The organism is Herbaspirillum sp. RV1423 (assembly GCF_000577615.1).
GTDB lineage: Bacteria > Pseudomonadota > Gammaproteobacteria > Burkholderiales > Burkholderiaceae_D > Herbaspirillum.
The window spans coordinates 1-12434 of the sequence record NZ_CBXX010000063.1 but is presented as its reverse complement, the minus strand read 5'-3'; the positions used below and the strand labels follow the sequence as shown (position 1 = coordinate 12434).

Annotated in this window: 26 protein-coding genes and 1 pseudogene; all 27 read right to left on the bottom strand. The window is 52.8% G+C overall.

All coding sequences use genetic code 11. The annotated features are described in order from the left end of the window. Positions 1-80: 80 nt before the first annotated feature. Positions 81-485 carry a 30S ribosomal protein S11 gene (gene rpsK / locus RV1423_RS27485; RefSeq protein ID WP_007875349.1) on the bottom strand — a complete coding sequence of 135 codons (405 nt, stop codon included), beginning with the start codon at positions 483-485 and terminating at the stop codon, positions 81-83. 51 nt (positions 486-536) lie between these two features. Beyond that, the gene (rpsM, locus tag RV1423_RS27480) at positions 537-902 is read right to left on the bottom strand and encodes a 30S ribosomal protein S13 (RefSeq protein WP_016836021.1); all 366 of its coding nucleotides are present in this window, start codon (positions 900-902) and stop codon (positions 537-539) included. 27 nt (positions 903-929) lie between these two features. Beyond that, on the bottom strand, positions 930-1043 hold the full coding sequence (rpmJ, locus tag RV1423_RS29530; RefSeq protein ID WP_014004415.1) for a 50S ribosomal protein L36: 114 nt from the start codon (positions 1041-1043) through the stop codon (positions 930-932). 39 nt (positions 1044-1082) lie between these two features. Next, a complete protein-coding gene (infA, locus tag RV1423_RS27475) occupies positions 1083-1301 on the bottom strand; it encodes a translation initiation factor IF-1 (RefSeq protein ID WP_005663428.1) in 219 nt (72 codons plus the stop codon). A 34-nt stretch (positions 1302-1335) separates the two neighbouring features. After that, the gene (gene secY, locus RV1423_RS27470) at positions 1336-2667 is read right to left on the bottom strand and encodes a preprotein translocase subunit SecY (protein ID WP_034303803.1); all 1332 of its coding nucleotides are present in this window, start codon (positions 2665-2667) and stop codon (positions 1336-1338) included. Between the two features lie 25 nt (positions 2668-2692). Continuing rightward, positions 2693-3124 (bottom strand): 50S ribosomal protein L15, encoded by a 432-nt coding sequence (gene rplO, locus RV1423_RS27465; RefSeq protein WP_034303802.1) that lies wholly within the window; start codon positions 3122-3124, stop codon positions 2693-2695. A 27-nt stretch (positions 3125-3151) separates the two neighbouring features. Further along, complete coding sequence (gene rpmD, locus RV1423_RS27460) at positions 3152-3331, bottom strand: 50S ribosomal protein L30 (protein WP_007875342.1); 180 nt, start codon at positions 3329-3331, stop codon at positions 3152-3154. A gap of 10 nt (positions 3332-3341) precedes the next feature. Continuing rightward, positions 3342-3860, bottom strand: coding sequence for a 30S ribosomal protein S5 (gene rpsE, locus RV1423_RS27455; protein ID WP_007875340.1), 519 nt, complete (start codon positions 3858-3860; stop codon positions 3342-3344). 11 nt (positions 3861-3871) lie between these two features. After that, complete coding sequence (rplR, locus tag RV1423_RS27450; protein WP_016836025.1) at positions 3872-4234, bottom strand: 50S ribosomal protein L18; 363 nt, start codon at positions 4232-4234, stop codon at positions 3872-3874. 12 nt (positions 4235-4246) lie between these two features. Then, positions 4247-4780: a 50S ribosomal protein L6 gene (gene rplF / locus RV1423_RS27445; RefSeq protein ID WP_034303799.1), complete on the bottom strand. Its 534-nt coding sequence runs from the start codon at positions 4778-4780 to the stop codon at positions 4247-4249. 10 nt (positions 4781-4790) lie between these two features. Continuing rightward, complete coding sequence (rpsH, locus tag RV1423_RS27440; protein ID WP_034303797.1) at positions 4791-5186, bottom strand: 30S ribosomal protein S8; 396 nt, start codon at positions 5184-5186, stop codon at positions 4791-4793. 14 nt (positions 5187-5200) lie between these two features. Then, the gene (gene rpsN / locus RV1423_RS27435; protein ID WP_007875333.1) at positions 5201-5506 is read right to left on the bottom strand and encodes a 30S ribosomal protein S14; all 306 of its coding nucleotides are present in this window, start codon (positions 5504-5506) and stop codon (positions 5201-5203) included. A gap of 7 nt (positions 5507-5513) precedes the next feature. Continuing rightward, on the bottom strand, positions 5514-6053 hold the full coding sequence (rplE, locus tag RV1423_RS27430; RefSeq protein WP_007875323.1) for a 50S ribosomal protein L5: 540 nt from the start codon (positions 6051-6053) through the stop codon (positions 5514-5516). A 6-nt stretch (positions 6054-6059) separates the two neighbouring features. After that, entirely contained in the window at positions 6060-6374 is a 315-nt protein-coding gene (gene rplX / locus RV1423_RS27425) for a 50S ribosomal protein L24 (RefSeq protein ID WP_034303796.1), read from the bottom strand. Positions 6375-6383: 9 nt separating this feature from the next. Then, the gene (gene rplN, locus RV1423_RS27420; protein ID WP_006464924.1) at positions 6384-6752 is read right to left on the bottom strand and encodes a 50S ribosomal protein L14; all 369 of its coding nucleotides are present in this window, start codon (positions 6750-6752) and stop codon (positions 6384-6386) included. A 200-nt stretch (positions 6753-6952) separates the two neighbouring features. Then, complete coding sequence (gene rpsQ, locus RV1423_RS27415; RefSeq protein WP_034303794.1) at positions 6953-7225, bottom strand: 30S ribosomal protein S17; 273 nt, start codon at positions 7223-7225, stop codon at positions 6953-6955. Further along, positions 7222-7413: a 50S ribosomal protein L29 gene (gene rpmC / locus RV1423_RS27410; protein ID WP_007875317.1), complete on the bottom strand. Its 192-nt coding sequence runs from the start codon at positions 7411-7413 to the stop codon at positions 7222-7224. The genes rpsQ and rpmC overlap by 4 nt, the downstream gene beginning before the upstream one ends. Before the next feature lie 12 nt (positions 7414-7425). After that, positions 7426-7845, bottom strand: coding sequence for a 50S ribosomal protein L16 (gene rplP, locus RV1423_RS27405; RefSeq protein WP_007875315.1), 420 nt, complete (start codon positions 7843-7845; stop codon positions 7426-7428). Between the two features lie 2 nt (positions 7846-7847). Then, on the bottom strand, positions 7848-8666 hold the full coding sequence (rpsC, locus tag RV1423_RS27400) for a 30S ribosomal protein S3 (RefSeq protein WP_034303793.1): 819 nt from the start codon (positions 8664-8666) through the stop codon (positions 7848-7850). A 9-nt stretch (positions 8667-8675) separates the two neighbouring features. Further along, entirely contained in the window at positions 8676-9008 is a 333-nt protein-coding gene (gene rplV / locus RV1423_RS27395; RefSeq protein WP_183381547.1) for a 50S ribosomal protein L22, read from the bottom strand. Between the two features lie 6 nt (positions 9009-9014). Continuing rightward, a complete protein-coding gene (rpsS, locus tag RV1423_RS27390) occupies positions 9015-9290 on the bottom strand; it encodes a 30S ribosomal protein S19 (protein ID WP_007875308.1) in 276 nt (91 codons plus the stop codon). Positions 9291-9299: 9 nt separating this feature from the next. After that, entirely contained in the window at positions 9300-10127 is an 828-nt protein-coding gene (gene rplB / locus RV1423_RS27385; protein ID WP_034303792.1) for a 50S ribosomal protein L2, read from the bottom strand. Beyond that, positions 10127-10441, bottom strand: coding sequence for a 50S ribosomal protein L23 (rplW, locus tag RV1423_RS27380; RefSeq protein ID WP_007875303.1), 315 nt, complete (start codon positions 10439-10441; stop codon positions 10127-10129). Before rplW ends, rplB begins: the two co-directional genes overlap by 1 nt. Beyond that, positions 10438-11058: a 50S ribosomal protein L4 gene (gene rplD, locus RV1423_RS27375; RefSeq protein ID WP_034303791.1), complete on the bottom strand. Its 621-nt coding sequence runs from the start codon at positions 11056-11058 to the stop codon at positions 10438-10440. Before rplD ends, rplW begins: the two co-directional genes overlap by 4 nt. 2 nt (positions 11059-11060) lie before the next feature. After that, the gene (rplC, locus tag RV1423_RS27370; protein WP_034303790.1) at positions 11061-11717 is read right to left on the bottom strand and encodes a 50S ribosomal protein L3; all 657 of its coding nucleotides are present in this window, start codon (positions 11715-11717) and stop codon (positions 11061-11063) included. A 194-nt stretch (positions 11718-11911) separates the two neighbouring features. Further along, positions 11912-12229, bottom strand: a complete 318-nt coding sequence (gene rpsJ / locus RV1423_RS27365) for a 30S ribosomal protein S10 (RefSeq protein WP_006464935.1) — start codon at positions 12227-12229, stop codon at positions 11912-11914. 67 nt (positions 12230-12296) lie between these two features. Next, positions 12297-12434 (bottom strand): annotated as a pseudogene (gene tuf / locus RV1423_RS29525) (elongation factor Tu); the annotation flags it as partial.

Here is a 12434-nt window from a genome sequence, read left to right as displayed (position 1 = left end):
AACAAAACCCGCCAAGGTCATTGGCGGGTGATTTCCAACGCTTTTGCCAACTCGGCAAAAGCGCAAGATTATACTACAGATTAGATACGACGGCGCTTCGGTGGACGGCAGCCGTTATGCGGAACCGGAGTCACGTCCTGAATCTGGGTGATTTTGATGCCCAGATTGTTCAGTGCGCGGACAGCCGATTCACGGCCTGGACCCGGGCCCTTGATTCGCACTTCCAAATTCTTGATACCGCATTCGATTGCAACCTTGCCGGCAGCTTCAGCAGCGACCTGAGCAGCAAACGGAGTCGATTTACGCGAACCCTTGAAACCAGCACCGCCCGAAGTCGCCCAAGACAATGCATTACCTTGGCGATCAGTGATCGTGATGATGGTATTGTTGAACGAAGCGTGGACGTGAGCGATGCCTTCGGCAACGTTCTTCTTAACTTTCTTGCGCACACGTGCTGCTGCGGCGTTATTTGGGGCTTTTGCCATAATTATTTCCTTGATTCCGAACCGACTAGCAGTTACAGATACGCTAGGGGATTATTTCTTCAACGATTGAGCGGCCTTGCGTGGACCCTTGCGAGTACGCGCATTGGTGCGGGTACGCTGGCCACGGCAAGGCAAGCCCTTACGGTGACGCATACCACGGTAGCAGCCCAAGTCCATCAACCGCTTGATGTTCATCGACAGTTCGCGACGCAGGTCACCCTCGACGACGAATTTTGCAATTTCGTCACGGAGCTTTTCCAGTTCGTTATCGTCCAGATCCTTGACCTTTTTGTTGGTCGGGACACCGGTCGCTACGCAAATATCTTGCGCGCGTGGACGGCCAATACCGTAGATCGCTGTCAAGCCGATCACAGTGTGCTGATGGTTGGGGATGTTGACCCCTGCAATACGTGCCATGCGTTATTCCTCGATCAATAACGTTAATTAACCTTGGCGCTGTTTATGACGCGGTTCTGTGCAGATCACACGAACTACGCCTTTGCGCTTGATGATTTTGCAGTTGCGGCAAATCCGCTTCACTGATGCGAGCACTTTCATTGTGGCCCTCTTTCTTTCAATACTAGGTTCATTTCACACTTACTTGGTACGGAACACGATACGTGCCCGGCTCAAATCATAAGGAGTCAGTTCCACTGTCACCTTATCTCCTGGCAGGATGCGAATATAATTCATCCGCATTTTGCCGGAAATATGGCCGAGTACAACATGTCCGTTTTCCAACTTAACTCTGAATGTCGCATTAGGCAGATTCTCCAGAATCTCGCCTTGCATCTGAATAACGTCGTCTTTTGCCATTCGGTCTTCTTGTTCCTTTGGACGCCCTCTTCACCTATCGTGAAGTGATACCGCCCTTGAAATTAGCCTTGCGAAGCAACGATTCATACTGCTGTGACATTACGTAATTCTGAACCTGCGCCATGAAGTCCATGGTGACCACCACAATGATCAGGAGAGAGGTCCCACCGAAGTAGAACGGCACCTTCCAACGTGCGATCAAAAACTCAGGCAACAAGCAAACCAGTGTGATGTACACCGCACCAGCCAACGTCAAGCGCATCAAGATCTTATCGATGTAACGTGCTGTCTGGTCGCCGGGACGAATACCGGGAACAAATGCACCGCTCTTTTTCAGATTATCCGCAGTTTCCTTGCTGTTGAACACCAACGCAGTATAGAAAAAGCAGAAAAACACAATTGCAATCGCATACAGTAGCGCATGAATCGGTTCACCCGGCGCCATCGACGCTGCCAAATCCTTCAAAAAGCGAATGAAAGGATTCGATGTGTCGCCCGAAGTAAACCAACTCGTGATCGTTGCCGGAAACAAGATGATCGACGAAGCGAAGATGGGAGGAATGACACCGGCCATGTTCAACTTCAACGGCAAATGACTACTTTGACCGCCGTAAATCTTGTTGCCAACCTGACGCTTCGCATAGTTCACCAGGATCTTGCGTTGGCCGCGTTCGATGAATACCACCAGAAACGTCACCAGTGCCACAATCAGGCAAATCAGGATCGCCGACAAGGCATTCATCGAACCGGTGCGAACCAGTTCAAACAAACCGCCCAATGCGTTCGGCAAACCAGCCGCAATACCAGCGAAGATAATGATTGAAATACCATTACCCAAACCGCGCTCTGTGATCTGCTCGCCCAGCCACATCAGGAACATCGTGCCAGTCACCAGCGTCACAACCGTCGTCAGGCGGAACGCCAGACCCGGATCCAGCACAAGGCCGGCTTGCGATTCCAATGCGACAGCAATACCCAACGCCTGAAACGTCGCCAGCACCAAGGTGCCGTAGCGGGTGTACTGGGTAATCTTGCGACGGCCAGCTTCACCTTCTTTTTTCAACGCCTCAAGCTGCGGCGAGACTACCGACAGCAACTGCATAATGATCGACGCCGAAATATACGGCATGATCCCAAGAGCGAAAATCGTGAAACGCGACAGGGCACCGCCAGAGAACATGTTGAACATGCCCAAGATGCCGCCCTGGTTTAGTTTAAACAATTGCGCCAACTGCGTCGGGTCAATCCCTGGTACGGGGATATGAGCACCGATGCGATATACAACTAATGCTGCCAGCAAAAACCACAAACGTCCCCAAGGGAAACCTTTTGCAGCGCCTTTAGCAAGTTGAGGGGTAGTCGCCAATTAATGCTCCGCGTCAACTGTGAGATTAAACTACAGAGCCGCCGGCAGCTTCGATAGCAGCCTTCGCACCCTTGGTAGCAATCAAACCTTTGACTGTTACTTTCTTGGTCAGCTCACCCGACAGGATGATACGGACAACCTTGGCCAGTTCATGAACGATACCGGCCTGCTTCAATGCCAAGATATCGACTTCGCCCACTGGCAGATTTTCCAGATCGGACAAACGAACTTCAGCCTTGTACGGCGTTGCCAGCGATTTAAAACCACGCTTTGGCAAACGACGTTGCAAAGGCATCTGACCGCCTTCGAAACCGACCTTGTGGAAACCGCCCGAACGCGATTTTTGCCCCTTGTGACCGCGACCGGCTGTCTTACCCAGACCGGAACCGATGCCACGACCGACACGGCGCTTGTAATGCTTGGCGCCTTCTGCGGGTTGGATTGTGTTTAATTCCATGATTTGCTCCGTTCGCAAGCCTGAGGCTTACGACACCACTTTCACAAGATAGGACACTTTGTTGATCATGCCGCGAACCGATGGGGTGTCTTGCAATTCGGAAACCGAATTGACGCGACGCAGTCCCAAGCCGCGCACTGTCGCACGGTGATCTTGGCGAGTACCGATCAAACCCTTGACCAGTTGCACTTTGATTGTGTTTGCCATCTTTTTCACCTTAGCCCAGGATGTCTTCAACAGACTTGCCGCGCTTGGCTGCAATTTCTGCTGGAGTGTTCATTTTGGCCAAACCGTCGAGTGTCGCACGGACCATGTTGTAAGGATTGGTAGAACCATTCGACTTCGCAACGACGTTGGTCACGCCCATCACCTCGAAAATTGCGCGCATCGGACCGCCGGCGATCACGCCGGTACCGTCCTTGGCTGGCGACATCAACACCGACGATGCGCCGTGCTTGCCAGTCACGGTATGCTGCAGAGTACCGTTCTTCAAGGTAACCTTGATCATCTTGCGACGAGCTTCTTCCATTGCCTTCTGCACTGCAACTGGCACTTCCTTCGACTTGCCCTTGCCCATGCCGATACGGCCATCGCCATCACCGACCACTGCCAGCGCCGCGAAACCCATGATACGACCACCCTTCACCACTTTGGTGACACGGTTGACCGCGATCATTTTTTCGCGCATGCCGTCATCTGGCTTATCGCTTTGCGTTTTGGATTGCATTTTTGCCATGATGATTTTCCTTAGAACTTCAGGCCGGCTTCGCGCGCAGCTTCAGCCAACGCTTTGACGCGACCGTGATAACGGAAACCGGAGCGATCAAATGCAACTTCGGTTACTCCAGCTTTCAATGCCTTCTCGGCGACGCGCTTGCCCACCAGTGTCGCGGCAGCAGCGTTGCCGCCCTTGCCCGATTGGCCAGCCAATTGTTGGCGCACTTCTGCTTCCAACGTGGATGCCGAAGCCAGAACGTTTGCGTCGGGGCCGATGATGCTCGCGTAGATGTGCGTGTTCGTACGATGCACGGCCAGGCGATTCACCTTTAATTCTGCGATCTTGGCACGGGTTTGAGTCGCGCGGCGCAGACGTGATTGTTTCTTGTCCATCGTCAACCCCTATTACTTCTTCTTGGTTTCTTTGAGTACAACCACTTCGTCCGAATAACGAACGCCCTTGCCCTTATAAGGCTCTGGCTCACGATATGCACGGATTTCAGCGGCGACCTGGCCAACTACCTGGCGGTCGATACCCTTGATTAAGATCTCGGTCTGAGTCGGAGTTTCGCACTTGATGCCTTGTGGCATCTGGTGAACGATCGGGTGCGAAAAGCCCAGCGACAGATTCAGCTTGTCGCCTTGCGCTTGTGCACGAAAACCCACGCCAACCAAGTTCAGCTTCTTTTCGAAACCCTTTGTGACGCCGTTGACCATGTTATTGACCAACGCACGCAGGGTACCGGACATCGCGTTTGCTTCACGACTGTCATTGGCAGCTTCGAAGTTCAGCGTGCCATTGTTGTTTGCAACCTTCACCAGGCCAGTCAATGGCTGGGAAAGCGAGCCCAACGGGCCTTTTACTGTGATCTGCGCTGCAGTAATGGTCGCTTCCGCGCCACTCGGCAGTGCAATCGGCATTTTACCAACACGAGACATATTGCACTCCTTAGGCCACGTAGCAAATCACTTCGCCACCGACACCGGTAGCGCGCGCTTTGCGATCTGTCATGACGCCACGTGGAGTGGAAACGATTGCCACACCCAGGCCGTTCATCACATTAGGAATCTCATCCTTGCCCTTGTAAATACGCAGGCCTGGACGGGATACGCGCTCGAGGCGCTCGATAACTGGACGACCGGCGTAATACTTCAGACCGATTTTCAGTTCTGCTTTGCCGCCAGCTTCAGCCACGACGAAGTCTTCGATGTAACCTTCGTCCTTGAGGACGTTTGCAATCGCGATTTTGACTTTCGACGACGGCATCACGACTGTAGTCTTTTGCACACCTTGCGCATTGCGGATACGGGTCAGCATATCGGCGATAGGATCGCTCATACTCATTGCTTGTTCTCCTATTACCAGCTGGCTTTAGTCAAACCCGGGATTTCGCCACGCATGGCGATTTCACGGACCTTAATACGGCCCAAACCGAACTTACGGAATGTGCCACGTGGACGACCTGTCAATGCGCAACGGTTACGTTGGCGAGTCGGAGCCGAGTTACGCGGCAGCGCTTGCAACTTCAGGCGCGCTTCGTAACGTTCTTCTTCCGACTTGGATTGATCGTCGATAATAGCCTTCAACTCAGCGCGCTTGCCGGCGTATTTCTTTACCAGATCTGCACGCTTTTGTTCACGGTTAATCAGTGCCAGTTTTGCCATGGCAGCCTCAGTTTCTGAACGGAAATTTAAATGCGGCGAGGAGCGCTTTCGCTTCATCGTCGGTCTTCGCGGTAGTCGTGATGCTGATATTCAAGCCACGCAGCGCATCGATTTTGTCGTATTCAATTTCGGGGAAAATGATTTGCTCTTTCACACCGATATTGTAGTTGCCACGACCATCAAAAGCACGACCGGATACCCCACGGAAGTCACGCACACGCGGCAGGGCCACGGTGATGAAACGATCCAGGAACTCATACATCTGGGCGCCGCGCAAGGTCACCATACAACCAATCGGATAACCTTCACGGATCTTGAAACCCGCAATTGCCTTACGCGCTTTGGTCACGACTGGCTTTTGACCAGCAATCTTGGTCAGGTCGCCGACAGCGTGCTCGATGATTTTCTTATCCGCGACGGCTTCCGACAGACCCATGTTCAATGTGATCTTCAGAATGCGCGGAACTTCCATTACCGACTTATAAGCGTACTTAGCCGTCAAGTCGGCAACGACTTTTTCTTTATAGAACTCTTGGAGACGTGCCATGATCTATTAAACCTTAACAACTTCGCCGCTGGATTTATAAGCACGGACCTTCTTGCCGTCCACGCTTTTGTAACCCACGCGATCTGCCTTGCCGGAAACCGCGTTAAACAACGCAATGTTCGACACATGAATTGGCATCAGCTTATCGACGATGCCGCCAGTTGCACCAGTCATTGGATTAGGCTTGGTCGCTTTTTTAGCAACGTTGACGCCTTCAACAACAACGTAATCAGCGCTGACACGCTGAGTTACCACACCGCGCTTACCCTTGTCTTTGCCGGTCAGCACGATGACTTCATCGTTCTTACGAATCTTTCCCATGACCACTCCTTACAGAACTTCAGGCGCCAGAGAGACGATCTTCATGAAGCGCTCTGTACGCAGCTCACGAGTAACTGGCCCGAAAATACGGGTACCGATAGGCTCCAATTTGGCATTCAGCAAAACGGCAGCGTTGCCGTCGAACTTGACCAAGGAACCATCCTGACGACGCACGCCCTTCGCGGTACGAACGACGACAGCATTGTAAATTTCACCTTTTTTGACGCGACCACGAGGAGCTGCGCTCTTCACGGTAACTTTAATCACGTCACCGATGCCTGCATAACGGCGCTTGGAACCACCCAAGACTTTGATGCACAACACTTCGCGCGCACCTGTGTTGTCGGCCACTTCGAGCCGGCTTTCAGTTTGAATCATGATATTTTCTTTCCCAACTTAATCCGCTCAAATCACACAATGTGAGTCGCGGTCAGTCTTGGTCCTGTTAGCAAGCAAGCCTGCTAGTTAGGGGACGATTAAGCTACGTAAAGCATCTTGCCTCTGATCCTTGCCAAACACCAAGAAGCAAAGTAGAGCTCAGCATTATGGCACCATAATGCTGAGTGAGCAAGCGATACTTAAACTATTTGTGCTACTTGTACAACGCGCGTTACACTCCAAGCTTTGGTCCTAGAGATTGGGCGACCTTCCTGAATCTCGACCGTGTCGCCAGTCTTTGCCTGATTCGACTCATCATGGGCATGGTACTTGTTGGTACGCACGATGATCTTGCCGTACAGGGGATGCTTGACGTGACGCTCAATCAGGACGGTGACAGTCTTGTCCATCTTGTCGGACACAACCTTGCCAATCAGCGTGCGCTTGAGCGCTTGTTTCACTTGATCGTTCATTGTTGACCCTTCGAATTGATGACTGTTTTCACGCGTGCGATGTCGCGACGTACTTTCTTCAGTTGCGCGGTATTGTTCAGTTGCTGTGTGGCCACTTGCATACGCAAGCTGAATTGAGCCTTCAACAACTCATTCAATTCTTTGGCCAGAGCCGCTTCGTCCTTACCACGGAGTTCAGATGCTTTCATATTCCGCTCCTATTATTGACCGACTTGACGAACAACAAAAGTCGTCGACAATGGCAATTTGGCTGCTGCCAAGCGGAACGCTTCACGCGCCAGAGCTTCGTCAACACCGTCCATCTCGTACAGCATCTTACCTGGCTGAATTTCAGCCACGTAGTACTCTGGATTACCCTTACCGTTACCCATACGCACTTCAGCAGGCTTTTGGGAAATTGGCTTGTCCGGGAAAACACGAATCCAGATACGACCGCCACGCTTGATGTGACGGGTCATAGCGCGACGAGCGGCTTCGATCTGACGCGCCGTGATACGACCACGACCGACTGCCTTCAGACCGAACTCGCCAAACGATACGGCCGTACCGCGCGAGTGCGAGATACCCGTATTCCGACCTTTTTGTTCTTTACGATATTTTCTACGTGCTGGTTGCAGCATGATTATTCTCCTGCTTTCTCAGCCGACACACCGGCATCGGCAGCTTGACGTGGAGCACGCTTGGCACCCGCACCTGCTGGAGCACCGCCGGTCTTCGAACGAGGACGAGCACCTGGCTTGCCATCGTCACGACGCGGACCGCGACGCTTCTTGTCGTCTTCCGGCTCACCGACCAGCACTGGCGCTTCACCATTGGCCAGACGATCGCCCTTGTATACCCACACCTTGATACCGATAATGCCGTAGGTGGTTTGAGCTTCGCCGAAACCGTAATCGATATCTGCACGCAGGGTATGCAGAGGCACCCGGCCTTCACGATACCATTCCTTACGAGCGATTTCGATGCCGTTCAAACGACCCGACGACATGATCTTGATGCCTTGAGCCCCCAGACGCATTGCATTCTGCATAGCGCGCTTCATGGCGCGGCGGAACATGATGCGCTTTTCGAGCTGCTGTGCAATCGAATCGGCGATCAGTTGCGCATCGGCTTCCGGTTTGCGGATTTCTTCGATATTGACGTGCACGGGCACGCCCATCAGCTTGCCAAGTGCCGTTTTCAGCACTTCAATGTCTTCGCCCTTCTTACCAATCACAACGCCTGGACGGGAGCTGTAAATGGTGATGCGGGCATTCTTCGCCGGACGCTCGATAACGACGCGACCAACCGAAGCGTTCTTCAGTTTTGTCTTCAGGTAAGCACGAACCTTCAGATCTTCGTTGAGCATGGTGGCAAAATTATTATTGCCTGCATACCAGCGCGATCCCCAGTTACGTGTAACCGCCAGACGGAAACCGGTTGGATGAATCTTCTGTCCCATCGTGACTCCTTAGTTTCCGACAGTCACGTAAATGTGACAGGATTGCTTGGAAATACGATCACCACGGCCTTTTGCACGCGCTGTAAAGCGCTTGAGGACCGTACCTTTTTCAACATAAATGGTCTTGACTTTGAGCTCGTCAATGTCGGCACCATCATTGTGTTCGGCGTTCGCGATGGCGGACTCCAGAACCTTCTTGATGATGACCGCGCCCTTTTTAGGGCTGAAGGCCAAGATATTCAGTGCTTGATCAACTTTTTTGCCGCGGATCAGGTCTGCAACCAGACGGCCCTTCTGGGCCGATAGATGCACACCACGCAGGGTAGCTTTAGTTTCCATCATAGGACCTTATTTCTTAGCCTTTTTGTCGGCAGCATGACCCTTGAATGTCCGGGTCAGCGCAAATTCGCCGAGTTTATGACCAACCATGTTTTCGGAGACATAGACAGGCACGTGTTGCTTGCCGTTATGCACCGCGATCGTCAAACCAATGAAATCCGGCATAATTGTCGAACGACGGGACCATGTCTTGATTGGCTTCTTGTCTTTGGTCGCTTGAGCTGCTTCAACCTTTTTAACCAGGTGAGCGTCGCAGAATGGACCCTTTTTCAATGAACGTGTCATGTTTTATCCTTATTTCTTGCCGCGGCGCGAGACAATCATTGAAGTCGTACGCTTGTTGCTGCGTGTCTTCTTGCCCTTGGTCTGCTGACCCCACGGCGAAACCGGATGACGACCTGCTGCAGTCTTACCTTCACCACCACCGTGCGGGTGATCGACCGGGTTCATGACCACACCACGCACTGTCGGACGAACACCGCGCCAGCGCATGGCGCCAGCTTTACCGATCTTGCGCAGATTGTGCTCACCATTACCGACTTCACCGATCGTTGCACGGCATTCGATGTGGATACGGCGCACTTCGCCGGAACGCAGACGAACCTGGGCGTAAGTACCTTCGCGCGCCATCAACACAACGCCAGCACCTGCAGTACGAGCGATCTGGGCACCCTTGCCAGGCAACATTTCCACGCAGTGGATTGTTGTACCAACAGGAATATTGCGGATCGGCAGCGTATTACCAGCCTTGATTGGTGCTTCTGAACCGCTGATCAACTGATCACCGACCGCGATGCCCTTGGGAGCGATGATGTATTTGCGCTCACCATCCGCATAGCATAACAAAGCGATGTGCGCAGTACGGTTCGGGTCGTATTCGATACGCTCGACCTTGGCAACGATGCCGTCCTTGTTGCGACGAAAGTCGACAACGCGGTAATGTTGCTTGTGACCGCCACCGATATGACGGGTAGTGATGTGACCGTTGTTGTTACGACCGGCAGTCTTGGATTTCTTCTCGATCAGACCGGCAAACGGACGGCCTTTGTACAGGTCGCTATTGACGACCTTGACCATACCGCGCCGACCTGGCGAGGTTGGCTTCACTTTTACGAGTGCCATTATTTAGCCTCCTCGGTGAAGTTGATTTCTTGACCGGGCTTCAGGCTGACAAATGCGCGACGTGTGTGGTTGCGGCGACCGACCGAACGGCCGGAACGCTTTTGCTTACCTTGACGATTCGCGACCTGAACCGATTCCACTTGAACCTTGAACAGCAATTCGACCGCAGCCTTGACTTCCAGCTTGGTCGCATCTTGCGTGACCAGGAAAACGACTTGCTCGTTCTTCTCGGCGACGAAAGTGGCTTTTTCAGAGATCACCGGCGCCAGCAGCACTTTCATCAAGCGCTCTTCGCTATGTTTAATTGCGTTCATGCCAGCAACTCCTCAATCTTTGCCAGTGCTTGCTTGGTGATCAGCACTTTCTTGTAGAACACCAGGGAGACCGGATCAGCTTGGTGTGGCTCGACAACCAGCACGTTCGACAAATTACGCGAAGCGAGCAAGAGGTTTTCTTCCAGATTGTCGGTAATGACCAGCACGGAATCCAGACCCATGACCTTCAGCTTTTGCGACAACAGCTTGGTCTTCGGCGCTTCCACCGAGAAATTCTCGACGATCGACAAACGACCTTCGCGAGCCAACTGGGACAGAATCGAGCAGATACCTGCGCGATACATCTTCTTGTTGACTTTGTGCGAAAAGTTTTCGTCTGGCGAATTCGGGAAAATACGACCACCACCGCGCCACAGAGGCGAGGACGACATACCGGCACGCGCACGGCCGGTACCCTTTTGGCGCCACGGCTTTTTGGTCGTGTGATGCACTTCTTCACGGTCTTTTTGCTTGCGGTTACCGCTGCGAGCATTGGCCTGATAAGCCACGACGACCTGATGAATCAGCGCTTCATTGTAATCACGACCAAAGATGGTATCAGGAGCAGCGACGTTCGATGCGGCTTGACCTTGATCATTCAGGAGCTTGAGTTCCATAATTAGGCTCCCTTCTTGACTTTAACTTTAACTGCCGGCGATACGACCACTTGACCGTTCTTTGCGCCAGGCACGGCGCCCTTAACCAGCAGCAACTGACGCTCGGCGTCGATGCGTGCGATTTCGAGGTTTTGCACTGTGCAAGTAACGTCACCCAGGTGGCCGGTCATGCGCTTACCAGGGAAAACACGACCTGGATCCTGCGCCATACCGATGGAGCCGGGAACATTGTGCGAACGGGAGTTACCGTGGGATGCGCGACCGGATGCGAAGTTGTAACGTTTGATCGTACCAGCGTAGCCCTTACCGATGGACACGCCTTGCACGTCCACCTTCTGACCAGCTTCGAACAAGCTTGCCGCGACGACGTCGCCGGCTTTCAACTCGGCAGCCTTGGCTGCGTCAATGCGGAATTCCTTCAGAACGGTACCAGCCTCGACGCCGGCTTTGGCGTAGTGACCGGCAGCAGCTTTAGTCACGCGGGACGCGCGACGCTGACCGAATGCAACCTGAACAGCGGAATAGCCATCCACTTCAGGCGTTTTAATTTGAGTCACGCGGTTGTTCGACACGTCCAACACGGTCACAGGAATAGAATCCCCGTCTTCCGTAAAGATACGCATCATACCAACCTTGCGACCAACAAGGCCTAGGCTCATTGTTTTCTCCATTCCCGCCTGCGATTGGGCGGGGCTGATGTTTGTGCAACTAAAATATGTGGAGTCACGAATCCCGCAACTCCACCGAAGCCGATCAGTATAACTGGGTAAATTTTTATTTGCAATACCCGACTGTGTCGTGGTATGTCAAAGTTTTATCCGGCCATACTTTTTTACAACACCTGCCGCAAAGCTTATTGCAGCTTGATTTCTACATCAACGCCAGCCGGCAGATCCAGCTTCATCAATGCGTCGACAGTCTTGTCGGTCGGATCAACGATATCCATCAGACGTTGGTGCGTGCGGATTTCAAACTGATCGCGCGAAGTCTTGTTGACGTGCGGCGAACGCAGAACGTCGAAACGCTGGATGCGTGTCGGCAGCGGAACAGGGCCTTTGACGACGGCGCCGGTGCGCTTTGCCGTATCGACGATTTCCAACGCGGACTGGTCGATCAGACGGTAGTCGAATGCCTTCAGGCGGATGCGGATTTTTTGGCTAGGAACTGACATGGTTTTCCTTTAAAGAACGAACCGCGGATGAGAACCATCCGCGGCAATAGTAAAGACTACTTGACGATTAGTCGTAAATCTTGGCGACGACACCTGCGCCGACGGTACGACCGCCTTCACGGATAGCGAAACGCAGACCTTCTTCCATTGCGATCGGGTTGATCAGTTGCACTGTGATCGATACGTTGTCGCCCGGCATGACCAT